A 24,437-nucleotide genomic window follows, 5' to 3' on the forward strand; every position below is an offset into this window, starting at 1 on the left:
GGGTTTTTTTTGTTTCGGGCGGCTAGCCTGTCAGTTGAGATAGGTCATCGGGTTGACCGGGGTCGCATCCTTGCGAACCTCGAAGTGGACCTGCGGACGCTTGGCGTTGCCGCTCATGCCGGACGAGGCCAGCGTCTGGCCGCGCTGTACCTTCTGGCCGCGGGTTACGTTGAGACTGTCAGCATTGCCGTAGACGGTCACCGTGCCGTCGTCGTGGCGGACGAGGACAGTGTTGCCGAGCTCCTTCAGGCCGTTGCCGGCATAGATGACCACGCCGTTTTCGGCTGCCTTGATCGGCGTTCCGGCCGGCACCGAGATGTCGATGCCGTCGTTGCGGTTGCCCTCGACGTTGCTGCCGTAACCGGCAATCACGGCGCCGCGAACCGGCCAGCGATATTTGCCGATGCCGGTCTGGTCCGGCGCTTCCGTATCGTCCGCCTTGGCGGCGGCCTCGGTTACGGTTTCCTTCGCAACCGGCGGCTTGTAGGCCTCCGGCTGGGCAGCGGGCTTGGCAATGGCTGCGGTTGCCGCGGGAGCAGCGGCCTCCTTCGCGGAGATGGATGCCGTCTTCACGGAATCGGCGGCCTCGGCCGGTGCACCGCCCTTGCCGGGCAGCTTCAGCACCTGGCCGACGCGAATAGCGGAGGCGGTCAGGCCGTTGGCGGCCTTGAGCTCGTCGATATGGGTCCCGGTTACGCGTGCAATCTTGGCCAGCGAATCGCCGGGCTTCACGGTGTAGGTACCGCCTTCACCGCCGCCGGCAGCAGGCTGGGGAAGCTTCGTCCCGTCTGCAAGCTGCTTGTTGCGCAGCGTGCCGCCGGAAGGCAGCGTTGCCACCTCGTTTGTGGGCTCCTTGGCCGGCATGGGCAGCTTGCCCGTGGGAAGATCCGCAACCTGGGCGGAACCCTTGGCGGCATTCGGCGCACGGCCGAAGGTAGGAATGATGATCTGCTGACCGACGGTTACCTGACCGGCGGAGGCAAGGCCGTTCACCCGCAGGATTTCCTTCTCCGGAACGCCGTAGCGGCGGGAAAGACCGGCGATGGTTTCGCCGGGGCGCAGCGTCACCGAAGGCGCGCCGTTGGCGCTCCATCCGGACTTCGAAGGAAGCTCGGCGAGCTTGGGTGCAGACGGGATCTTCGCGGGCATCGGCTGGGCAAGCGCGACCTTGCCAGCGGCAGAACCGGGGGCGGACAGCGTGGAGCGTTCGACGGCAACGGGCGTGGAGGCAAGACGGGCCTGGGAAACCGAGGTCGTGCCGGTGGTCACGCCGTCATAGGGTTTGCCGGGGAATGGCTGATTGAGGGCGGCGGTGCGGGTTGCTGCCGCGTTCGCGGGCTGCTGATAGACACCCGCATTCGCAGTCTGCGCGCCATAGCCGCCGATGTCCTGCTGCGGAATGGGGGCATCGCCTGCGAGACCCGTAATGTTCCGGTGAGGAATGGAGTTCGTGGTCATCTGGTCCGTGTTGGACGAAAACAACCCGCCAAACCGGCTTACGTCAGAACTGCAGCCTGCCGCAGATCCGGCCAGCAACATGGCAAACAACGCTTTTGCGGTCGATTTGCCGACCCTTCCCGATACCCAAACACGCATGACTCGCACCCACCAATAACGCGAACTCTTGGATATGATTAAAGCGCGTTAGTGTTACCATGCGGTTAAGGAGGCGTCGCGAAAGCCCGGTTTTTGGGCAAGTTTTTGATTATGAGCCATACCCAACCCCCTGAAACGCAACGGAAACCGGGCAGGATGCGGTTAAGGAAGCGTTGCCTCGTGCAGCGAATATTAGCAAGAACCTGCGCACGGAAGACGCGAGTGCACGCTCTGCTAAAGATAGGACGAGAGACGGGGTACGATCGGGAGATAAGGCGCGTCGAACAGGATTTCCGTTTCGAAGCGGCTGCCCACCTTTGTCAGCCTCGCCATCTGGCAACGGTCCTCTCCGACGAGAAGCGGCGCGATCATCGAACCGCCGGAAACCAGCTGCTCCGCATAGAACCGCGGCATGGAGGGAAAGGCATTGGTGACCAGAATGCGGTCGAAGGTGCCGTCTCCCTGAAGCCCGGCGCTGCCATCCGCGTGACGGACGATGATGTTCCGCAGGCCCAGCTGGTCGAAGCGTTTCTGTGCTTCGGTGGTCAGGGTCCTGTAGCGGTCTATCGTCAGCACGCGCTCGACGAGCCGTGCCATGACGGCAGCCGTAAAGCCGCTGCCCGTGCCGACCTCCAGAATGCGGTGGCCGGACTTGAGCTTGAGGCGGTCGATGATGCGCACCGCAAGATCCACACCCTCCATGAACGCGCCGCACTCGATCGGGATCGTACGTGACGAATAGGCGGAGGCGGCATACTGGGACGGAACGAACTGGGTTCGCGGCGTCTGCTCGACGGCGGTCAGAAGGTCGATGTCGTTGATGCCCTCTGCCCGCAGCCGCAGGACCAGACCGGCAAAACCTTCCTTCTCGCCGAGACGGGCATTCATGCATGCCCTCCCAGATCCAGCGCCTTCACGATTTTCGCCTGCGCTTCGTAATCGGTCAGGTCAAGCTTGAGCGGGGTGACGGAAATCTTGCCATTCCGCAGCGCATGAATGTCCGTGCCCTCCTCGAAGGCGCCACGACGCTCACCGAAGCGCAGCCAGTAGTAGGGAAATCCGCGCCCGTCTGCCCGCTCCTCGATGACAAGGCCGTGGTCGAGCTTGCCCTGTCGGGTTACGGCGACGCCCTTCACCTCATCCGGCGGGCAATAGGGGAAATTGATGTTCACGAGCGTACCCGGGCTGGGGCCGGCATCCAGAAGCTGCTGGAGGATCTCGGGCGCAAACTTCTCGGTCGTTTTCCAGGAAATCGTGCGTCCGGAGTTCGGAATATAGGCTTGCGACAACGCAAACGAGGGAATGCCAAGCAGGGTCCCCTCGATGGCGCCGGCAACCGTGCCGGAATAGGTGACATCATCAGCCACGTTGGAGCCGCAGTTGACACCGGAGAGGATGAGATCGGGTGGGCTGTCGAGCACCTCCCGGACGCCCATGATGACGCAGTCGGTGGGCGTACCCTTGAGGGCGAACCGCGTGGGGCCTGCCTTGCGCAGCCGCAGCGGCTCGGAAAGCGTCAGCGAGTGGGCAAGGCCGCTCTGATCGGTTTCCGGTGCCACCACCCAGACGTCGTCGGTGAACTGACGGGCAATCCGCTCCAGAACGGCGAGGCCCTCCGCATGGATTCCGTCATCGTTCGTCAGAAGAATTCTCATCCGCCAGTCCTCGACACGCCGCCATCAGACGGCTTTGGTGATCACCTTCATGCCGCCCATGTAGGGCACCAGAACATCGGGAACAGTCACGGAGCCATCGGGGTTCTGGTAGTTTTCCAGCACGGCGATCAGCGCCCGGCCGACGGCCACGCCGGAGCCGTTGAGGGTATGGACGAAGCGCGTTGCCTTGTCGTCCTTCCCGCGGTAGCGCGCATTCATGCGGCGGCCCTGGAAGTCTCCGCAAACCGAGCAGGAGGAAATCTCGCGGTAAGCATCCTGCCCCGGAAGCCACACCTCGATATCGTAGGTCTTGCGCGCGCCGAAGCCCATGTCGCCGGTGCAAAGGGTCATGGTGCGGAAATGCAGGCCGAGGCGCTTGAGAACTTCTTCCGCGGCCGCCGTCATGCGCTCATGCTCCGCAATCGCGGTGTCCGCATCGGTGATCGACACGAGCTCGCACTTCATGAACTGGTGCTGACGAAGCATGCCACGCGTATCGCGGCCCGCAGAGCCGGCTTCCGAACGGAAGCAGGGCGTGAGCGCGGTGAAGCGGAGCGGCAGCTTGTCCTGATCCAGGATATCGCCCGAAACCAGGTTGGTCAGCGGCACCTCGGCCGTCGGAATGAGCCAGCGTCCGTCGGTGGTCTGGAAGAGGTCCTCCGAGAATTTCGGCAGCTGGCCGGTCCCGTACATCGCATCGTCGCGCACCATCAGAGGCGGATTGACCTCGGTATAGCCGTGCTCGGTGGTGTGAACATCGACCATGAACTGGCCGAGCGCGCGCTCGAGCCGCGCGAGCGGCCCCATCAGGACGGTGAAGCGGGCCCCGGAGAGCTTTGCCGCCCCCTCGAAGTTCATGTAACCGAGCCCCTCGCCGATCTCGAAGTGCTCGAGTGGCTTGTAGGCGAAGCCGGGCTTCTCGCCGTGGGTACGGGCAACGACGTTGTCGTGCTCGTCCTTGCCGACAGGCACATCGTCCAGCGGCACGTTGGGGATGCGCGAAAGAGCATCGTTGAGCGCTGCCGTCAGCTGCCGCTCTTCCTCTTCCATGGCCGGCATGGAGGTCTTGAACTCCGCGACCTCCGCCTTCAGGGCTTCGGCCCGCGCGGCGTCCTTCTGCGCCATTGCCAACCCGATTTCCTTCGAGGCGGCATTGCGGCGGGACTGCATGTCCTGGAGACCCTGCACGGCGGCGCGGCGCTTCTCGTCAAGCGCAATCAGCTCCGCCGCCTGCGGCTCGGCACCCCGCTTTGCCAGCGCGGCATCCAGTTCGGCAGCGTTTTCGCGAATCCATTTGATATCAAGCATGGTCGTTCCAGATAGTTCGACTGTGGGCCGGACACGGCAAAGGCGGCGCCAGCATGGGAGACCGCCTCGCACTGTGCAGGACAGGTGGGAAAAGCCACGCCGAACGCGGCTTCAGGGGGTCTCTTCCGCCTCGGCGGCCGCCTTGGCGAGGGCTTCCCTGCTCCTGTTCCGCTCGATGAGTCGGGCGGTATAGATGGAGATTTCGTAGAGAAGGATCGCAGGCAGTGCAAGACCGATCTGGGACATCGGATCCGGCGGGGTGAGGACTGCGGCGACAACGAAGGCGATGACGACCGCATACTTCCGCTTCTCGGCAAGCCCCTGTGCCGTCACGATGCCGACGCGCGCCAGCAGCGATGTGACGACCGGCAGCTGGAAGACCAACCCGAAGGAAAAGACCAGCGTCATGATGAGGCTGAGATATTCCGAGACCTTCGGCATCAGCGAGATCGCGACCTGGCCCTGCTCCGGCGCCTGCTGCATGGCGAGGAAGAACCACATCACCATCGGCGTGAAGAAGAAATAGACCAGTGCCCCGCCGAGCAGGAACAGCAGGGGCGACGCTATCAGAAAGGGCAGGAAGGCCGCGCGTTCGTTCTTGTAGAGGCCCGGAGCCACGAACTTGTAGATCTGCGAGGCAATCACCGGAAAGGCAATGACCATCGCCGAGAACATCGCAACCTTCACCTGCGTGAAGAAGAATTCCTGCGGCGCGGTGTAGATCAGCTCGGATTTCGCGATGTCGAGCCCGGCCCACTGGACTGCCCATTTGTAGGGATAGACCAGATAATTGAAGATGTGCTTGGCAAAGTAGAAGCTCACCAGGAAGGCAAGGAAAAACGCGCCGAGCGACCAGATCAGGCGACGGCGGAGCTCGATCAGATGCTCAAGCAGCGGCTGGGGCTTGTCCTCGTAGTCGCCGATCATGCCTTGTCCTTCTTCGTGGCGGTGGTCTTCTTGCGGGGCTTCTCGGCGGGCATCGCAACCTCTGCCGCCGGGGCCGCCTTCTTGCGGGAGGCCGGCTTCGGCGCATCGGCGGAAACTTCGGCCTTCGCGCTACGCTTGGCGCGGGGCTTCGGCGTAACCACCTCTGCGACTGGAGCCACCGGCAGGGATGCGGCAAGCGCTGCAGTCGAAACCACAGGCGCCGCCTCGCCGGGGACGACGGTCTTGCCCGGTTCCGGCACGACGGCAGGCGGTGCTGCATCGAGCGCGACCGGTGGAGCCGGTATGGTTACGGCGGAGGCATCGGCAGAAGGCGCGGCAGCCGAGGCGGGATTGGCCTCGACCGTCTTCTTGATATCGGAGCGGATGTCCTCGGCGGCCTGGCGCAGAGGAGTCATGGCTTCCCGTATGGTGTTGACGGGATGCAGACGCTGAACATCGGTGATCGTCTGACGCAGATCGCCCATGTCTGCCTCGTTGAGGGCGTCATCGAACTGCTTGCGGAACTCGCCTGCCATGGACGAGAACTTGCGGGACATGCGCCCGAATGCGCGAAGCATGGGCGGGAGGTCCTTCGGACCCACCACCACAATCAGAACAACCGCGATAACGAGCAGTTCGGACCAGCCGACATCAAGCATGGAATGAGGCTCCTGAGGCCCTTGATGCTTTAGGCCGCGCGCCAGAAGGGCGCGCATTGCCTGACCGGAGTATGAATATGCCGACCCTTCCCGCCCCGGCCATGGGAAAGGAGCCCGCCGCCCGGATCCGGCGCCTTACTTGACCTCGTCGGCCTTGTGCTCGACGGTCTTCGACGGCTCTGCCGGAGCGTCGTCGTCCGCCATGCCCTTCTTGAAGCTCTTGATGCCCTTCGCAACGTCGCCCATGAGTTCCGGGATCTTGCCGCGGCCGAACATGAGCAACACGATCGCCAGCACGATCAACCAATGCCAAATGCTGAAAGAACCCATGATGCACTCCCTCTTATGACGTAGATTTCATGTATGATGTTTGGGTGTCTTTTTCAAACACCAAAATGGCCTGCGGATTTACATCCACTGTCACGTCCCGGATGCCCTGCGGCAGGAGGTCCGCGCGGATGCGTGCGCGCACCGGCTGCTCGCTGCCCGGAACTGCCAGACTGAGCAGCTCGACGACACCCAGAAAGCGCCTTGCCAGAATGCGGGCCGGAATGGCACCGCCCTCCTCGCGCACCGAAACGCCGGAAAGCCGGACCGCGACGGAGACGGCCGCCCCTTCAGGCAGATGGCCGGCCTCGGCGGGACCAAGCGGGGTCTCGACCACGCCTCGCTTCACCGCGCCTTCGAACTCGTTGATCTCCGAGAAGAAGGCAGCCGTGAAGAGATCCCTCGGGCGACGGTAGAGATCATCCGCCGTTCCGGCCTGAACCAGTCGTCCATCCTTCAGCAGGGCAATCCGGTCCCCCATCCGCATCGCCTCCTCGGCATCATGCGTCACGACGATGGCGGTTGCGCGGGTTTCCCGCAGGATGGCCAGCGTATCGGCCCTGATCGTATCCTTTAGACGGGAATCAAGGCCTGAAAATGGCTCGTCCATCAGGAGAACGCCGGGTCGCGGGGCCAGAGCACGGGCCAGCGCCACGCGCTGCTGTTCGCCGCCGGACAGCACGTGCGGGTAGCTCTCGGCATATCGTGACAGACCGACGCGCTCGAGCGCCGCCATGGCCTCCTGTACCGCCTCGCGGGCCGGAAGCGCCGTCAGGCCGAAGCGGACATTGTCGAGAATGGTCATGTGCGGGAACAGCGCGAAATCCTGGAACATCAGGCCGATGCCGCGCTTCTCCGGAGGAAGGAACTGGTTTGGTCCCGCCACCTCCTGACCGTTCAGCACGAGACGTCCGTGGCTCTGTGCCTCGATGCCTGCGGCAATGCGAAGCAGGGTGGTCTTTCCCGAACCCGATGGCCCGAGAAGACAAAGCACCTCGCCCGGCTCTGCCGTCAGCGACACGCCCTTGATGGTCTCCTTGCCGTGATAGCTGTGCCTGATGTCCTCGAAGGACAGGCGTGCGGCGAATGTGACACCCGCAGTCCTCTTCGACTGGGTGCCTTGCGCCATCTGTCCGTCAGGAACCATTCCCGCTTGCTCACTCATACAGGCCGCGACACGCCAGCGGCATGATGAAAGCGGCAAATCAAAAAACCTGAATTTATTGGTCCGGTTCTCCACCCGGTGTCAAGAGCCCCAGCTCTTCCAGATCCAGTTGAGTGATGGGATCCTCGTCTTCGGTGAGTTCTTCCTGCATCAGCGGCAGCGGCACCTGGAAATTGGCCGGTATGCGGCTGGAGAGCAGCCCTGCCCCGCGCAGCTCTTCGAGGCCGGGCAGATCCTTGAGCTCCTCCAGTCCGAAATGATCCAGAAAATCCGTTGTGGTGCCAAGGGTCACGGGCCGACCGGGCGTGCGGCGACGGCCCCGGAACCGTATCCAGCCCGCCTCGAGAAGCACGTCCAGCGTTCCGCGCGAGGTCGCGACCCCGCGGATCTCCTCGATCTCCGCCCGGGTCACCGGCTGGTGATAGGCGATGATGGCGAGCACTTCCAGCGCTGCGCGCGACAGCTTCCTCGGCTCTTCCTGATCCGTGCGGATGTAGAAGGACAGATCGCCCGCTGTGCGAAAGGCCCAGTTGTCGCCCACCTGAACCAGGTTGACGCCCCGTCCCGCATAATCCGCCTTCAGCGACCCCATCACGACGCGCACGTCGAGGTCGCGCGGAAGACGGTCCTGGAGGTAGGCTTCCGAAACGGGCTGGGCGGAGGCGAAGACCAGCGCCTCGGCGATGCGCCTGGCCTCCGCCAGGGCAGGATGAATGCGGGGCGTTTCCGGACGAACCGGACCTTCGGCGGAAGAGCTGTCGTCAGCCGACATCGCCATCTCCCTCCTCCGGAAGCACGCCCGAGCGCTGGCCTCGGCGCATGTAGATCGGCTGGAAGGCGCCCTCTTGCCGGATTTCCAGGCTCCCCTCCCGGACCATTTCCAGCGAGGCGGCGAAGGCACTGGCAATCGCCGTCACCCGGTCTGCCGGCTGCACGAGATACTTCAGCAGATAGGTATCGAGTGCCGTCCAGTCCGCCATCTCGCCCACAAGCCGGTTCAGAATGCCGCGCGCATCGGCGAGCGACCAGACCCGCCGCTTCTCGATGGTCACCTGCGTGATGGCCTGCCGCTGGCGCAGCGCCGCATAGGCCGTCAGCAGGTCGTAGAGCGAGGCATCGTAGGAGGACCGACGCACTTCGGGAATGTGCTCGGGCGCTCCCCGGGCAAAGACATCGCGGCCCAGCCTGTCGCGATTGATGAGGCGTTCGGCGGCATGACGCATGGCCTCGAGCCGTTTCAGACGGAAGGCGAGCGTTGCCGCCATCTCCTCGCCGCTCGGTCCATCGTCCTTTGCCTGTTGCGGGATGAGCAGCCGGGACTTCAGGAAGGCGAGCCAGGCGGCCATGACGAGATAGTCCGCCGCCAGTTCGATGCGCACCTTGCGGGCGCTCTCGACGAATTCGAGATATTGCTCGGCCAGTGCCAGAACGGAAATCCGTGCCAGATCGACCTTCTGGCTCCGGGCCAGATGGAGCAGCAGGTCGAGCGGCCCCTCGAACCCCGCCACATCGATGATCAGCGCCGGGTCTCCCGTCGCGCGGTCGTCTTCGGCATCCGTCCAGAAGCGCTCCAGCGGAGCGCTGGCCGTTGCCGCATCCGTCCTGCCCTTCGAGACCACCATGGCTTTTCCCCGTCAGGCGACCGGCAACATTGCATTGAATTCGGCGCGCAACATCTCCTCGGAAGAGCCGTCCGGCGCCTTCAGCGAAGCCAGCGCGTTCGCCGCACGTTCGGCAGACTTGCCCGCAAGCGGCCTTGCCTCCGCAACCACGGCCTTCATTTCTTCCATAAGTCCGTTGCAGTGCAGGACGATGTCGATGCCGCTTGCCGCAATGGCGCGGGCGCGCTCCGCGAGATTGCCCTTGAGCGCATTCATGGAGCTGTCGTCCGAGATCAGCAGACCGTCGAACCCGATATGTCCGCGGATCACCTCCTCGATGACGGTGCGGGAGGTGGTCGCCGGATTTTCCGCGTCATAGGCGGAGAAAACCACATGGCAGCTCATGCCGCAGGCTTCGTCCTTCAGTGCCCGGAAAGGCGCGAAGTCGTGTGCCTCGAGTTCCGCCCGGGAAGCATTGACCACCGGCAATTCATGATGGGAATCCGCCATGCCGCGCCCGTGTCCCGGCATGTGCTTCATGCAGGGCAGCATGCCGCCCGCCTTCAGGCCCTCTGCCGCGGCCCGGCCCATTTCAGTTACAGTAACCGGGTCGAAGCCATAGGCACGGTTGCCGATCACGTTGCTGGCGCCTTCCACCGGCACGTCGAGAACCGGGAGGCAATCCATGGTGAAGCCAAGCTTCCGCAGGTCGAAGGCGTGCAGGCGGGACATCAGCCAGGCGGCGCGCAAGCCCCTCTCCCGGTCCTGACGGTAGATGTCGCCCAGCACCTGCGCAGAGGGATAGGCCTGCAGGATCGGCGGCTTGATGCGCTGGACGCGTCCGCCTTCCTGGTCGATCAGCACCGGTGCTTCCCAACCCACGCAGTCGCGCATGGAAGCGATCAGGTCCGAGATCTGGCCGGCATCGCCGATGTTGCGGCCGAACAAGATGAAGCCCCAGGGGCGATGGTCGCGGTAGAAGGCTTTCTCGTCCGCGGTGAGGGTCAGGCCGGAACAGCCCAGGATCAGTGCTTTTGATTCGCTCATGGTCGAATCATACGGCCGGTTTCGCCAATGGCGATAAGGTCAAGGCGCATTTCACAGTTTTCCTTCCCATAAACGCGAAAGCGGCGGGATCGACCCGCCGCATTCCTGTTCCTGTTGCAGTGACGGAAATCACTTCGAGACGAGGCAGCTGCCGCCCGCAGCCTTCAGCTTGGTGCAGAGGGCAATGGCGTCTTCCTTGGAGCCGACATCCACGCGCAGGCGGTAATAGGTGCCCTTGTTCGGAATGTTGGCCTGGCGGATGCCGATCGGCCGGCCACCGAGAACATTGCCGAACTTTGCCGCCATCTTCGGGATGGATGCCTTTGCATCGGCCTCGCTCGGCAGCGATGCAATCTGGACACCGTAGCTGCCGGCCGGCGGCTGGGGAGCGGCGGCGGCCTGATCGATGGACGCAGTCTCCTGCTGCGGCTGCGCTTCTTCGGGCTGACCCGGCTTCACCTTGCCGTTTTCCGTCACTGTGCTGGTCACGTTCACCGGCTGATCCGCCGGGCGGGCCGCCGGAACGGGCGTCGGGCTCGCGAGCTTGCTGGTCTTCACCGGATTGACGGGCACTTCGCTGGCAACCGGCGTGTTCGCCACCGTCGCGAGCGCATCTGCCGAAGCGGGTGTCTCGGCGTTCGACGGAGCGGCCGCCTCCCCGGCGGGCGTCAGCCGATCGGACGGAAGGGCAGCGGTCGTTTCCTGGGCAGGCGCCTGTGTTGCGGCGGCAGCCGTTGCGGGCTGCGCTGCCTGTTCTGCAACGGCAGGCTCTTCCTCCCGCGGCACCAGCGTGCCATCGGGCTTCACGATCATCGTGCGGACCTTGCGGACCTGCACGCCGCCGGGCGCATTCGCGACCGCGTCGCTGTTGCCCTGGGCCTGCGCCGTCGGCAGAAGCCGTGCGTCCTGCGTGTCCTCGACGGGCGTGGGCGTTGCTGCCGGCAGGCCGGCAGGCATGTCATCGCCGCTCTCGGGCATCAGGGTCTTCTGCACCACATCGACCGGTTCCTCTTCGGAGGTCACGAGAGCCCCCTGCTTGACCACATCCGCCTCGTTTCCAGCGACGCGATCATAAACTGCCTTGTCCTGGTTGGGCACGGTCACGCCGCCCTTGTTTTCGGGGACGACCTTCACCGGACCCTTGTCGGCCAGGATGATCTTCGGCTCGCCGGAGGCGATCACGCCGCCCTTGCCGGTGAGCACCATGTAGCCGCCGAAGCCGACCAGCGCCACAACACCCGTCGCACAGGCGGCAAGCAGAATGGAACGCAGATTGTTGCGGCGAGGCGCCTGTACCGAAAGCACCTGCGGATGAAGATGCGGCTCGTCGGCCTGCCCCAGGGGCTGGGTGAGCATCGAGCGGAAATCTTCTTCGAGTGCCTTTTCGAACTCGTCGAAGGTGTCCACCGGCGCCGGGGCCTTCTGGCGCGGCGGCTGGGATGCGGGCGCAAAGGCGTAGCCTGCAGGCTCCGCGGGCCGAGCGGGCTGGGCCGGCTGAGCTGCTACGGGCGGCAGGTTTCCGAAGAGGTTCGCCATCTCTGCATCGATATCCAGATCGTAATCCGGAACGACGACGGCGGGCTCCTCGGGCTCGGGCATCTTCAGCTCGGGAACATCGATTTCGGCGACGGCCTCGACAGGATCCTCCGCCTCCGAAAGGAGGGCGGGATCGAAGACGCCGTTGTCGGCCGGAACCGCCTCGGCTGCATAGGAAGGCGTTGCCGGCTGGTAGGTTTCCTCGACGGGAACGCGCGGCATCTGCGGAGCGGCGGCCTCGACGGAGGGGCTGCGCATTTCGTGATCAGGCTCCGGCTGCCGGAAGACCGGCATCTCGAAGACCGGTTCACGGGGAGCGGCCGGCGCTTCCATCCGCACAGGCTGGGCAGCGGTTTCAGGCACGAAGTCGGCAAAGGGACGCTTCGGTTCGGCAATCGCTGCCGCCTTCGGAGCCTGGGCGACAGCGGGCTCGTCAAAATTCAGCTCCGTCAGCTGCTGCTCGAACTCCTCGATATCGAGCTCGAAATCACCGGCGCCGAAGAGGTCGTCGAAGTCCGGCTCATCCGCATCGGCCGAAGACGCAGGAGCGGCCTTCACTTCCGGGAACGCGGGATGGGCCATTTCCTGGCGGGCAGGCTGCGCGGAGACATCGACCGCAGGCGCACGCTCGAACGGAGTGGCCACCGTGGACAGGGCCGCGATGGCCGCGTCGAAAGCCGGCTCCTGCCGGGACGCAGACGCCGTGCGGGCCACGGGAAGCTCATAGCGGGAAACGCCGTCCAGCAGATCGTCCATCGACGCATCCGCCTTGCGGGGCGGTTGCGGAGCCGCTGCGACCGGAGGCTCGAGCGCCACAACATCTTCCGAACCGACGCCGGGAAGTTCCCAGTTGATCTCGGGCTCATGCGACACGGGCGCGGCGGCGGGCTCGATGGCTGCGGGTGCAGCGGCAACGGGCTCTGTCCTTGGCGGCTCCTGGCGCTGCGCCACGTGGAAATTGGCGAGAGGCATGCGGAAACCGGTACGTGCAGCAGCGCCGACGGCCTCTGCAGGGCGCGGAGCCTCAGCGGGTGCAGGCGCGGCAACTGGGGCCCGAACCATGGAGGCGGCAGACATGGGTGCTTCGGCAGCCCAATCCAGCTCTGCCTCGTCAAGCGACTGAATGAGTTCGGCCTCGAGAAGCTCGACCGAGAAATCCGGACCTTCGGGCGCGGCAGCCTCGACGGCAGGAGCGGCCGGCTCGATGCGCTCGGAAGCGGGCCGGGCGGCCGGGCTGATGCCGGATGCGGGCGGAGAAACGGGCGCAGGCCGGGCCGCCGGCGCCATCACGCTTTCGGAACGCGCAACCACGGCGGCCAGTGCCGCGAAGGGATCCTGATCCTCATCGATATCGGAAACGGGAGCGGATGCCGGGACGGGCTCGACCCTGACAGTCTCCGCCCTCACTTCGCCGGAGACCTCCGCAGCCGCAGCTTCCGCACGCGGGCTATCGTAGGTCTCGAAAGCACGAAGCAATTCATCCTCGAGGTCGGCCACGGGATTGGCACCGGCAGGTGCTGCAGGGCTCGCCTGAGCGGCGGGCCCCGGGAATTCTGCGACGACAGGTTCGCGACGGTCTTCATCCCGAGACGGGGAGCGGACGTCCGGCCGATCCTGGAAACCGACGATCCGGGCAAGCTCCGCCAAGGGATCATCGTCCTCCTGGAAGCCTGCGCTACGCGAAGCGCCGAGGGCGAACTGTTTTTCTGCCATTACGTTCCACTCACAACTGTCAACGGTTCATTGCCAGTGCATTGTGGGTAATTGGTGGCGCTACCGCATTTCTTCCTTGGCTTCCGCTCCAACGATCAGGAGACCAGACTTCAGCACCGAAGCGACAGCGTACACCAGCCCAAGTCTGGCAAGGCTCAATTCTCGGTTTTTATCGTTAACAAAGCGTAACTCAGGCTGATCCTTACCTTTATTCCAGTGCGCATGGAAGGCACTGGCCAGGTCATACAGATAAAATGCCAGCCGATGCGGCTCCTGGGCCTGTGCCGACTGCTCGATCACACGCGGATATTCCGCAAGCTTCGCCGCCAGCTGCATTTCGCTGGGGTCCTCCAGCCGTCCGGCCACTGCATCCGCAAGGATTTTCGAATCAGTGTCGAGGTCGGTGAAGGCCTCCCTCGCCTGCCGGAAGACGGACATGCAGCGGGCGTGGGCGTACTGCACGTAGAAGACCGGGTTATCCTTCGACTGCTCCGTCACCTTGGCAAAATCGAAATCGAGCGGCTCGGAATTCTTCCGGTAGAGCATCATGAAGCGGACCGGGTCCCGACCGACTTCCTCCACCACGTCGCGCAGCGTGACGAAATCGCCGGAGCGCTTCGACATCTTCACGGGTTCGCCGTTGCGGTACAGCTTCACCAGCTGGCACAGCAGCACCGTCAGCTTCGCCTTGCCGCCGGAGACCGCACGCGCCACGGCCTCAAGCCGCTTGACGTAGCCACCGTGGTCGGCGCCGAGCACATAGATCATCTCGTCGAAGCCGCGATCGAACTTGTCCTTGAAGTAGGCGACGTCGGCCGCGAAATAGGTGTAGCTCCCGTCCGACTTGATCAGCGGCCGGTCGATGTCGTCGCCCACTTCCGTGGAGCGGAACAGCACCTGCTCGCGGTCTTCCCAGTCCTCCGGCAGCTGCCCCTTCGGCGGCGGCAGCGTGCCCTTGTAGACATGGCCCTTGAAGGTGAGGTCATTGATGGCGGTGCGGATGGCGGTTGCGCCATCGGCGTGCAGGCTCCGCTCGGAGTAGAACACCTCGTGTGTCACGTTGAGGGCGGCAAGATCCTCGCGGATCATGCCCATCATTGCGTCGATGGCGCGATCCTTGACGATCGGCAGCCACTGGTCTTCCGGCATGGCACGGAGCCGGGTGCCGAATTCCGCCTTCAGCGCCTCGCCCACGGGCACGAGATAATCGCCCGGATAGAGACCGGCCGGGATGTCCCCGATGCTCTCGCCGAGTGCCTCGCGGTAACGCAGGAACACCGAGCGCGCGAGAACGTCGATCTGCGAGCCGGCATCGTTGATGTAGTATTCCTTGGTGACCTCATAGCCCGCAAATCCGAGGAGATTGGCGAGCGCATCGCCCACCACGGCGCCGCGGCAATGCCCCACATGCATGGGGCCGGTCGGATTGGCCGATACGTATTCGACATTCACCTTGCGCCCGCCACCGACGTCGGAACGACCGAAATCCGTCCCGAGCTCGATCATCCGCGCGATCAGCCGCTGCCAGTAGGCTTTCGAGAGGCGCACGTTGATGAACCCGGGACCGGCGACCGACACGTCGCTGATATCGGGGTCCTGGCGCAGTTTTTCGCAGATGAGCTCGGCAAGCGCACGGGGATTGGTACCCAGCGGCTTGCTGAGAACCATGGCGGCATTGGTGGCCACATCACCGTGGGCGCTGTCGCGGGGCGGCTCGGCATTCACGCGTCCGAAATCCAGCTCGGATCGCTTTTCCTTGACGATTTCAAGGCTTTCCAAAGCGTTCTTAATTCTGTCTTCGAAATCGGTGAAGAGGTTCATCGCTACCATCCAGGCAAGGGAAAGGGGCCGCTGCAGGCGCAAACGGCCATGTCAAGGGCGCTGCCTAGCGCAATTCGGGTGTACGGTCAAACAGGCGCTGGTGGGCGCGGATGGCATAGGTGTCCGTCATACCGGCCAGAAAATCACCGACATGGCGGGCCTTGGCGCCGTCGTTGAGGCCGGCGATGTGATCCACCCAGTAGTGGCTTTCCATCAGCGCCGGGTCGTTCATGTAGGCCTTGAAGAGATCGGTGACGATCTGGGCCGCACCCGCGCGAACCCGCATGATGTCGGGATGTCGATAGATGTTCTTGAACAGCATGCCCTTGATCTGCCGGTCGGTCTCGGCCATTTCCGCAGAGAAGGTTGCGGTTACCTGGCTCGCGTTGCGGATATCCTGTGCCGACTGCGGTTTCAGCGCCTGAAGCCGCTGCTGGGTAACGGCAATGACATCCTCCACCATCCGGGTGATCTGGCGCCGCATGATCTCATGGGTGAAGCGGGATGGCTCGAGATGAGGATAGCGCGCCCTCACCTCCGCCATCAGGCCAGCAAGGAAGGGAATTTCTTCCAGCATGTCGAAGGTGAGATAGCCGGAGCGAAGGCCATCGTCGATGTCATGCGTGTTGTAGGCGATATCATCGGCAATGGCGGCAACCTGGGCTTCGAGGCTCGCGAAGCTAGCGAGTTCCAGATCGTGCAGCTCGCAATAATCGAGGATCGGCTGGGGAACGGGGCCACGCGTTCCCTGCCCGTCCCGGGTCATCAGCGGACCGTTGTGCTTCACGAGTCCTTCGAGCGATTCCCAGGTGAGGTTGAGACCGTCGAACTCTGCATAACGGCGCTCGAGCTTCGTGACGATGCGCAGCGACTGGGCGTTGTGATCGAACCCACCGAACGGCAGCAGAACCTCGTGCAGGGCATCCTCTCCGGTATGACCGAAGGGCGTGTGGCCGAAATCGTGCACCAGCGCCACCCCCTCGGCGAGATCCTCATCCAGACGGAGTGCGCGGGCGAGCGCACGGGCGATCTGGGCCACCTCTATCGTGTGGGTCAGGCGCGTCCGGTAGTGGTCGCTGTCGGGACCGATGAAGACCTGCGTCTTGTGCTTCAGCCTGCGGAAGGCCGTGGTGTGGACGATGCGGTCGCGGTCCCGCTGGAACTCTGAGCGCGTCAGGCTGGGGGCTTCCGGATAGAAGCGCCCGCGCGTGGTCCATGGGTCGGTGGCATAGATGGCGCGCTCCCCGCTGCCGAAACCCAGTGCTCGCGTATCGATCGTCATTCGCATTCCTTTTCGACGTCCGCATTGACGCCGCTTCGCCGCATTCATACCTATAGTATCCGTGACGGCAAAGCGTTCCACGACGACACGTCCAGGCGCAGCAGCCGCACAGCATGTCGAATACAAGTAATATCAAAAGCTTGTGCCGACATGACGCGAACGAACAGACCGACTCTCCGGACCTTGAACCCGGCAGGAGACAGAGAATGAGCGAACAGACAGTCAGCCTTTCCGAAAGCGCAGCCAAGCGAATCGCCGAGATCCTTGCTTCCGAACCCGGCAAGAACGCCATGCGGGTATCCGTCGAAGGCGGAGGGTGCTCCGGTTTTTCCTACAAGTTCGACCTCGTTGACGGCGCATCGACCGATGACGACGTCGTCATTGCCCGCGATCAAGCCAAGGTGCTGATCGACCAGCTCTCGCTGGTCTACATGGCGGGGTCCGAGATCGACTTCGTCGACAACCTGCTTGGCCAGTCCTTCCAGATCCGCAATCCCAATGCGGTGGCAAGCTGCGGCTGCGGCACCAGCTTCTCCATCTGAACGGACTTTCCGGGATAACGCCGTTTGGCGGTGGCGCGCATGCGCGGGAGAGGCTAACACTGGCCTCTCATTATCGCCGGCAAGGCAGTCGACCGACGAAAGGCACGGGCATGATCAGGATCGCGACCTGGAACATCAACGGCGTGAAGGCGCGCATCGAAAACCTCTGCCAGTGGCTGAAGGACGCGAGCCCGGACATTGCCTGCCTTCAGGAGATCAAGTCTGTCGACGAGGCCTTCCCCCGCGGCGAGATCGAGGCGCTCGGCTATCACGTGGAGACCCACGGACAGAAGGGTTTCAACGGCGTTGCCCTGCTTTCCAGGATGCGCCCCGACGAGATCAATCGCGGTTTGCCGGGCGATGAAACCGATGAACAGGCCCGCTTCATCGAGGGCGTCTTCACGATCGGCCCGCGCGCGATCCGCGTCTGCTCCCTCTACCTGCCAAACGGCAATCCCATCGATACGGAGAAATATCCTTACAAGCTCCGCTGGATGGACCGGTTGCGGACCTTTGCAACAGGGCGCCTGCAGCTTGAGGAGCCGCTCATTCTCGCTGGCGACTACAACGTCATCCCGGAACCGATCGACTGCCATGACCCGGCTGTATGGGCGAATGACGCGCTCTTCCTGCCTCAGACGCGCTCCGCGTTTCGTGAACAGGAGAACCTCGGCCTGACGGACGCGCTGCGCGCCACCACGGCGGCAGCAAAAATCTACACGTTCTGGGATTATCAGGCGGGCGCCTGGCAGAAGAACAACGGCATTCGCATCGATCACCTCCTGCTTTCGCCGGAGGCAGCGGACCGGCTTCTGTCCGTTGCGGTGGACAAGCATGTCCGGGCCTGGGAAAAGCCTTCGGACCATGTACCCGTCATCGGCAGCTTCGATTTCTGAGAGGCGCGCCGGCCTTTCTTACTGAACCGGGCCTTCGAGCGTGCCGGCTTCCGGCGGAGACGGAACATCGCTGGCACCGATGTCACCGCTGGATACTTCGGAGCCCATGGAAAGTCCCGAGCCGTCCCGGCCCGCGACCGGTTCCGCAGGCACGGCAACCGCAGATTCGGAACTGAGGGAAGCACCGCCCATTGCAGATGCTATCTGCTGCGCCATCTGGATCGCGGAGCGCCGGTCGTCCTCGCTGGCCATGGAGAAGGCCTGTTCCTGGAGGTCCTGGATCCACGGCCGGTCCTTGGGCGAACAGTGATCGAGGGCAGCGGTCATGTAGCCGAGCCCGCGGGCCGTCTGGCCTTCCTGGAAGAGCAGGCTGCCAAAGATGCCCATGGCACCTGCATGGCCGTTCTTGCGCGCACGGTTCAGCCATTTCTTGGCCTGCTCCACGTTGCGCGACCCACCTTCACCCTTCAGCATCATGCGGGCGAGCTGGTACTGGGCCTCCGGCACGCCGAAGGTCGAGGCCGCCTGGAAATAGAGCTGCCGCGCCTGGCCGAGATCCACCTTGATGGGGCTGTTGGCGATGCCGTGGCGGTAATATTCCGCCAGCGCCATCAGCGCATTGACGAAGAAGCCGGTATCTTCCGAGCCTGGCTCGATACCCTGCCCGGCAATCTCGTTATAGATCTTGAAGGCTTCGAAATCGCTCTGGGCAACACCGTCGCCATAGGCATACATGTTTGCTAGCGCCCAGCGGGAGCCCGTATGGCCCTTCTCGGCGGCATATCGGTAGGCTTCGACCGCATCCTGTTTCTGACCGCTCTTGTAGGCCTTGAACCCGAACTTGAAGAGGTCGAAGGGACCGGATTCCTTCGTCACACCGGCATTGATGTCGAAGGCCTGCGCAGCGCCGCAGCAGGAGAATGCTAGGCCGAGGCCGAGCATCATCGCCTTCACAGAGAGGTACTCAACATTCACCATTTTACCCGGTTTCCCTGGACACTGCCGCCGAGCCGCAAGACGAGCGCTCTGGCCGGCAGAACCGTCAGACCTTGTTTCTAATCTCTGTTGATGGCGATTAAGAGGCGGCTTATCGAGGCTGTCCCGCTCCCCACGGTGCCTGACGATGGAGAGACCATCCCACCGGTGGCAAGACCGGGGAATTTCAGGCACGACAGCACTGCCGCCTGCCCGTCCCAACGCCAATAAACCCAAGACCCGTTCGCTCATTCTTATCCTGAAGACGCGGCGGGCCCCTGCCCGTGCGTCATGAAGTGGGACGCTGCGCTCGCTTTGTGGCAGGAAATGGACACAATTTGCCAGGTGGAGAGGCGGCACATTCAAGTTTTTTAGATGTTGCGGAATCGTCACATTCGAAAGGCTGCAAACGCAAAAGGCCCCGGGGATGAATCCGGGGCCCTTTGTCAGATGCGCTGGCGCATATCAGAACTTGATGGTGTACGAGCCGCCGAAGGCATAGGCCCAGTCGCCGCCGGCCGTGGCATCGAAGGATGCACCGTCGGAGACCGACTGGCTGCCGGAGGTCAGGTAGGACACGGCGCCGCCGAGACGCAGTGCGCCCGGGCCTGCCTTGATCTGCGTGCCGGCGCCGACCGTCCAGGTGTCGGTCATGATGTCGGCACCCGTGCCCACGCCACGGTCCCAGGTCAGGCTGACGGTACCGGAGATGTCGTCGGTGAAGGCATGGCCAATACCGCCCTGCACCGTCCAGCCGTCACGCCAGAAGAAGTCCTTGGTGTTGGGGCCGATGCCCGTGATCGTGTAGTCCAGGGTCTGGAGCACGCTCCAGTCCGTCCACTTGACCGAGCCGTATGCCAGCCAGCCGGGCGCGATGCCGCTCTGCAGGCTCAGTTCGACCGACTGCGGCAGCGCACCCGAGCCCGTGGACGCGAAGGGCGTGCCGACCGGCACGAAAACGCCGGGGATCGGGGTGGGCAGCGGAACCGCATTGCGGAAGGTGCCTTCGGCATCGATATCGATCTGCGACCGGTACATCAGTTCTGCGCGAAGTGCGTATTCCGGGATCTCGTAAGCCGCACCGATACGGTAGCCGGCGGCGCCCTTGTCACGCAGGTTCAGCGTGCCGAGCGTCTTGACTTCGGTGTAGTCGAAGTCCTGCACGAAAACGCCACCGAGCAGCCAGGCCTTGCCGCTGCCGGCTTCCATGTTGACGCCGCAGGTCGCGCCATATTCGTTGGTTTCGAAACCGGCGCTCTTCACGGCATTCGGGGTGCGGCCGCTGGCGATATCAACCATGATGTCGGCCATCTGCGACTGCGGACCGTAATCCGACGATGCGCCGAAGGGCTGCGTGTAGCTGCCGACGCACGAGAAGCGGTCGGAGACGCGAAGCTTGGCCCCGAAGGACGGAATGCCGTAATTGTTGGTGTAGTCGCTATCGGTGGCAGCTGCGCCGCCGATGGTGTCGAAGCCGCGGTGCGGCACGACATAGAGAACGCCGGTGCGCATGTTGAATGCGCCGTCCTCATAGATCAGATCGGTATCCGCATCTCCCCGCGAAAATCCGCCTGCAAACGCAGTGCCAGCCAGACCAGCAACGATCGCCAGCGCCAGAATGCCCTTAGTAGCCACTTGAGACACGATGAAACTCCCCCCAAATCAGGATCAACCCATGAACCGGAGTTTATGCAGCTCCGGCTTGAGCGCAACTTGGCCCTTGCGCCGGGCAAAGGGGGAAATCGATGAAAGATTTACGTAAAAAAATGAACGTCGGGTGACGTTTTTTAGCCGTCCGCAACAATTTTGCTCAGCAAGCGGCAATTTCCACCCATCTTGAGAAAATCATACCATTCCCCGCGAGGCCTGTTGCAGATTTGAGACATTTCCTGAATCTGACGCAAACCACCATAAAAGGTCATTTCGCGCTCACTTTTCGCCGTGATTGCCGGTTCCCGCCACATTATTGCCCGCTTCGCCAGAATCCCGCCCGGCGTAACCCCTTGGCAGGAAAAGAAAAATCGCCCGCCTTTGCAGGCGGACGATTCTTGCATGTCAAAGACAACCTTTAGCTTTATTCCGCTTCACTGACCCGCGCAAGCGCAGCCAGAAGGTTAGAGCGCTGGGTCAGAAGCTCTTCGTGCCGGGCGCGTTCGGCGGCAACCACCTCGGGATTGGCATTGGCGACGAACTTTTCGTTCGAAAGCTTGCCGGCAATGCGCCCCATTTCCTGGTCGACCTTGGCGAGGGCCTTTTCGAGGCGCGCCTTTTCTGCGGCGACGTCGATCAGGGCGCCGAGGGGCAGGCAGGCGGTCGCCTCGCCGACGACGATCTGGGCGGAGCCCTTCGGCGCGGCGTCGGCAAAGGAGATGCCGTCGATGCGGGCGAGACGCTTGATGGCTGCTTCATGCCGGTCGAGGCGCTCGCGCACGATGCCGTGCGCCCCCACCATGACCAGCGGCGAGATGGCTGCGGGTGGGACATTCATTTCGGCCCGCGCCGAACGGATACCGGATACCAGGTCGATCAGCCAGTTGATCTCGTCGGCAGCCGCATCGTCGGCGAAGGACGGTGCCGGCCAGTCGGCATGGCAGAGCAGCGTCGGGCGAATGGCGCCCTCGCCTGCCGTGTGCGCCCACAGCTCTTCCGTCATGAAAGGCATGAAGGGGTGGAGAAGCTTGTAGGTTTCCTCGAGCACATAGGCCGCGCAGGCCTGCGCTTCGGCCTTGGCCGTCTCGTCCTCGCCGCCGAAGACGGGCTTCAGAAGTTCGAGATACCAGTCGCAGAACTGGTTCCAGACGAAGCGGTAGAGGGCACCGGCGGCATCGTTGAAGCGATGCGTCTCGATGGCTTCCGTTACGTCACGTTCCGTACGGGCAAGCTCCGTCAGGATCCAGCGGTTGATGGTCAGCCGCGTGCTGTCGGGGTTGAAGTGCGGATCGCGCTTCACGCCGTTCATCTCGGCAAACCGGGTGGCATTCCAGAGCTTGGTGCCGAAATTGCGGTAGCCGGCGATGCGGGCCGGATCGAGCTTCACGTCGCGGCCCTGGGCGGCCATGATCGCAAGCGTGAAGCGCAGGGCATCCGCGCCGTATTCGTCGATCAGTTCCAGCGGGTCGATGACGTTGCCCTTGGACTTCGACATCTTCTGCCCGTTCTTGTCGCGCACCAGCGCATGGACGTAGACGGTGTGGAAGGGCTCGACCGGATTGCCGTCCTCATCCTTCATGAAGTGCAGCGCCATCATCATCATGCGGGCGACCCAGAAGAAGATGATGTCGAAGCCGGTCACCAGCACGTCGGTCTGGTAGTATTTCGCCAGTTCCGGCGTCTCGTCCGGCCAGCCGAGCGTGGAGAAGGGCCACAGCGCGGAGGAGAACCAGGTGTCGAGCACGTCCTCGTCGCGGGTCAGGATCTCGCCCGGCTGGAAATTCTCGAGCTTTTCCTGAACCCAGGCCTTCCACGGGCCCTCATGGGCCAGATAGTGCTGGACGGCGGCGTCGAGTGCCTCTTCCTCGGTCTTCTCGACGAAGACCTGCCCATCGGGACCATACCAGGCGGGAATCTGGTGACCCCACCAGAGCTGGCGCGAAATGCACCACGGCTGGATGTTTTCCATCCATTCGTAATAGGTCTTCTCCCAGTTCTTCGGCACGAACTTGGTGCGGCCTTCGCGGACGGAAGCGATTGCCGGTTGGGCGAGCGTCTTCGCATCCACATACCACTGCTCGGTGAGCCTCGGCTCGATCGGCACGCCCCCGCGGTCGCCATGGGGGACCATGTGCTTGTGCGGCTCGATGCGGTCGACGAGCTCCCGCTCCTCCAGAAGCTCGACGATGCGCTTGCGGGCGGCAAAGCGGTCCATGCCGTCGAGTTCGTTCCAGATGGTCGCGTGCTCGGCGCTTGCCTCCAGGCCTTCGAGGAAATCCTCGTTGCCCAGAATGGCGATGCGGCCCTCGATGCTGAGAATGTTGATCTGGCGCAGGCCCGCGCGCTTGCCGACCTCGAAGTCGTTGAAGTCATGGGCGGGCGTCATCTTGACGGCGCCGGTGCCCGCGGTGGGATCCGGATACTCGTCCGCAACGATCGGAATGCGGCGGCCGGTCAGCGGCAGGACGACATGCTTGCCGACGATGGCCTTGTAGCGCTTGTCGTCGGGATGGACGGCAACGCCCGTATCGCCCAGCATGGTTTCCGGGCGGGTGGTTGCGACGACCAGATAGTCGCGCGTCTCGTATTCGGTCGGGTTGCCTTCCTCGTCGAAGGCGACCGGGTGCTGGTAGGTCACGCCCGATTCCAGCGGATAGCGCAGATGCCACAGGTTGCCGTTGACCTCGACCTGCTCCACCTCGAGGTCGGAAATGGCGGTCAGCAGCTTCGGATCCCAGTTGACCAGCCGCTTGTCCTTGTAGATCAGGCCTTCCTTGTAGAGCTGCACGAAGACGTCGAGCACGGCGCGGGACAGGCCCTCATCCATGGTGAAGCGTTCGCGCGACCAGTCGCAGGAAGCGCCGAGCCGCTTGAGCTGGTTGAAGATCAGGCCACCGGATTCGGCTTTCCACTCCCATACCTTGTCGATGAAGGCTTCGCGGCCCATGTCGCGGCGGTGCTGCTGCCGTTCCATGAGCTTGCGCTCGACCACCATCTGGGTGGCGATGCCGGCATGGTCCATGCCCGGCTGCCAGAGAACGTCCTTGCCGCGCATCCGCTCGAAGCGGACCATGATGTCCTGCAGCGTGTTGTTCAGCGCATGGCCCATGTGCAGCGAGCCCGTCACGTTCGGCGGCGGGATCACCACGCAGAAGGTTTCCGCACCCGGCTTGGCGTTCGCGCCGGCGCGAAACGCGTCGTTTTCGTCCCAGGCCTTGGCGATCTTCGGTTCAACGGTGGCGGAATCGTAAGTCTTGTCGAGCATTTGGCAGACCATGCGTGAGGGAAAATACGGGCCTCAGGGTAAATAGGATGGCTCTGCCCGAGTCAATAAAAAAGCCGCCCCCGCGCGGGGCACCGGGCTACCGGTCCGCGGCTGCCGCGCTCCGTTCCCCGGCGGAAAGGCGCCGCATCTCCACCCGGTATCGAAGCACGATGCCTGTCATGGCAACGGCAAAGAAGGGGATCGAAAGAACCCACACGGCCTTCACCCAGTCGGGCGAGGAACGGTAGAAATCGAGGATCGAAATGCTGTCCATGCGTCAGACCTCCTGAAAAGGTCCGCCAGGGCGGGATGCCCTGGCGGCCGGGGAGTTCAAACGTCGCACAACGACGACCGCCCTGCCCTTTACACTCGCGAGAATGCTGGACATGCGACAGGGCCTCCCCGGCCATGACTGGCTAGGGCTGTTGTAGCCGGGTATTGTCATATTCGACAATAGCCGTGTTGCGCGGGA

At 63.5% G+C, this 24,437-nt stretch carries 20 protein-coding genes and 1 pseudogene; 2 read left to right on the forward strand and 19 right to left on the reverse strand.

Annotated elements, in window-relative coordinates:
* Positions 1-30: 30 nt before the first annotated feature.
* The 14 genes from GGR23_RS10760 to GGR23_RS10825 form a co-directional block, all read right to left on the reverse strand.
* Complete coding sequence (locus GGR23_RS10760) at positions 31-1,596, reverse strand: peptidoglycan DD-metalloendopeptidase family protein (RefSeq protein ID WP_183366265.1); 1,566 nt, start codon at positions 1,594-1,596, stop codon at positions 31-33.
* A gap of 234 nt (positions 1,597-1,830) precedes the next feature.
* A complete protein-coding gene (locus GGR23_RS10765) occupies positions 1,831-2,484 on the reverse strand; it encodes a protein-L-isoaspartate(D-aspartate) O-methyltransferase (RefSeq protein WP_183366266.1) in 654 nt (217 codons plus the stop codon).
* A complete protein-coding gene (surE, locus tag GGR23_RS10770; protein ID WP_183366267.1) occupies positions 2,481-3,251 on the reverse strand; it encodes a 5'/3'-nucleotidase SurE in 771 nt (256 codons plus the stop codon). The genes GGR23_RS10765 and surE overlap by 4 nt, the downstream gene beginning before the upstream one ends.
* Before the next feature lie 24 nt (positions 3,252-3,275).
* Positions 3,276-4,559: a serine--tRNA ligase gene (gene serS / locus GGR23_RS10775; protein ID WP_183366268.1), complete on the reverse strand. Its 1,284-nt coding sequence runs from the start codon at positions 4,557-4,559 to the stop codon at positions 3,276-3,278.
* A 111-nt stretch (positions 4,560-4,670) separates the two neighbouring features.
* The gene (tatC, locus tag GGR23_RS10780) at positions 4,671-5,486 is read right to left on the reverse strand and encodes a twin-arginine translocase subunit TatC (protein ID WP_183366269.1); all 816 of its coding nucleotides are present in this window, start codon (positions 5,484-5,486) and stop codon (positions 4,671-4,673) included.
* Complete coding sequence (gene tatB, locus GGR23_RS10785; RefSeq protein WP_183366270.1) at positions 5,483-6,145, reverse strand: Sec-independent protein translocase protein TatB; 663 nt, start codon at positions 6,143-6,145, stop codon at positions 5,483-5,485. The genes tatC and tatB overlap by 4 nt, the downstream gene beginning before the upstream one ends.
* Before the next feature lie 135 nt (positions 6,146-6,280).
* On the reverse strand, positions 6,281-6,475 hold the full coding sequence (locus GGR23_RS10790; RefSeq protein WP_183366271.1) for a twin-arginine translocase TatA/TatE family subunit: 195 nt from the start codon (positions 6,473-6,475) through the stop codon (positions 6,281-6,283).
* A 13-nt stretch (positions 6,476-6,488) separates the two neighbouring features.
* Positions 6,489-7,619 carry an ABC transporter ATP-binding protein gene (locus GGR23_RS10795; protein ID WP_183366272.1) on the reverse strand — a complete coding sequence of 377 codons (1,131 nt, stop codon included), beginning with the start codon at positions 7,617-7,619 and terminating at the stop codon, positions 6,489-6,491.
* Between the two features lie 73 nt (positions 7,620-7,692).
* Positions 7,693-8,415: an SMC-Scp complex subunit ScpB gene (gene scpB, locus GGR23_RS10800; protein WP_246365210.1), complete on the reverse strand. Its 723-nt coding sequence runs from the start codon at positions 8,413-8,415 to the stop codon at positions 7,693-7,695.
* Complete coding sequence (locus GGR23_RS10805) at positions 8,399-9,259, reverse strand: segregation and condensation protein A (protein ID WP_183366273.1); 861 nt, start codon at positions 9,257-9,259, stop codon at positions 8,399-8,401. Before GGR23_RS10805 ends, scpB begins: the two co-directional genes overlap by 17 nt.
* A gap of 12 nt (positions 9,260-9,271) precedes the next feature.
* Positions 9,272-10,285: a beta-N-acetylhexosaminidase gene (nagZ, locus tag GGR23_RS10810; RefSeq protein ID WP_183366274.1), complete on the reverse strand. Its 1,014-nt coding sequence runs from the start codon at positions 10,283-10,285 to the stop codon at positions 9,272-9,274.
* A 129-nt stretch (positions 10,286-10,414) separates the two neighbouring features.
* Positions 10,415-13,534: an SPOR domain-containing protein gene (locus GGR23_RS10815; protein ID WP_183366275.1), complete on the reverse strand. Its 3,120-nt coding sequence runs from the start codon at positions 13,532-13,534 to the stop codon at positions 10,415-10,417.
* Between the two features lie 60 nt (positions 13,535-13,594).
* Complete coding sequence (argS, locus tag GGR23_RS10820) at positions 13,595-15,355, reverse strand: arginine--tRNA ligase (RefSeq protein ID WP_183366276.1); 1,761 nt, start codon at positions 15,353-15,355, stop codon at positions 13,595-13,597.
* A 64-nt stretch (positions 15,356-15,419) separates the two neighbouring features.
* On the reverse strand, positions 15,420-16,637 hold the full coding sequence (locus tag GGR23_RS10825; protein ID WP_183366277.1) for a deoxyguanosinetriphosphate triphosphohydrolase: 1,218 nt from the start codon (positions 16,635-16,637) through the stop codon (positions 15,420-15,422).
* Positions 16,638-16,843: 206 nt separating this feature from the next.
* Here GGR23_RS10825 and erpA point away from each other — a divergent pair, with 206 nt between their 5' ends.
* Positions 16,844-17,179, forward strand: coding sequence for an iron-sulfur cluster insertion protein ErpA (gene erpA, locus GGR23_RS10830; protein WP_183366278.1), 336 nt, complete (start codon positions 16,844-16,846; stop codon positions 17,177-17,179).
* A gap of 113 nt (positions 17,180-17,292) precedes the next feature.
* Positions 17,293-18,075 carry an exodeoxyribonuclease III gene (gene xth / locus GGR23_RS10835; protein ID WP_183366391.1) on the forward strand — a complete coding sequence of 261 codons (783 nt, stop codon included), beginning with the start codon at positions 17,293-17,295 and terminating at the stop codon, positions 18,073-18,075.
* Positions 18,076-18,276: 201 nt separating this feature from the next.
* On the opposite strand, the pseudogene exoR reads toward xth, so the two are convergent.
* The 5 genes and pseudogenes from exoR to GGR23_RS10860 all read right to left on the reverse strand — a co-directional run.
* Positions 18,277-19,053 (reverse strand): annotated as a pseudogene (gene exoR / locus GGR23_RS10840) (exopolysaccharide production regulator ExoR); the annotation flags it as partial.
* A gap of 462 nt (positions 19,054-19,515) precedes the next feature.
* Entirely contained in the window at positions 19,516-20,694 is a 1,179-nt protein-coding gene (locus GGR23_RS10845) for an OmpP1/FadL family transporter (protein WP_343066671.1), read from the reverse strand.
* A gap of 143 nt (positions 20,695-20,837) precedes the next feature.
* Positions 20,838-21,104: a hypothetical protein gene (locus GGR23_RS10850; protein ID WP_183366280.1), complete on the reverse strand. Its 267-nt coding sequence runs from the start codon at positions 21,102-21,104 to the stop codon at positions 20,838-20,840.
* A 20-nt stretch (positions 21,105-21,124) separates the two neighbouring features.
* On the reverse strand, positions 21,125-23,965 hold the full coding sequence (locus GGR23_RS10855; RefSeq protein WP_183366281.1) for a valine--tRNA ligase: 2,841 nt from the start codon (positions 23,963-23,965) through the stop codon (positions 21,125-21,127).
* A 97-nt stretch (positions 23,966-24,062) separates the two neighbouring features.
* On the reverse strand, positions 24,063-24,239 hold the full coding sequence (locus GGR23_RS10860) for a hypothetical protein (protein WP_183366282.1): 177 nt from the start codon (positions 24,237-24,239) through the stop codon (positions 24,063-24,065).
* Positions 24,240-24,437 lie beyond the last annotated feature (198 nt).

It is taken from the genome of Gellertiella hungarica (assembly GCF_014197145.1).
In the GTDB taxonomy this organism is placed as follows: domain Bacteria; phylum Pseudomonadota; class Alphaproteobacteria; order Rhizobiales; family Rhizobiaceae; genus Gellertiella; species Gellertiella hungarica.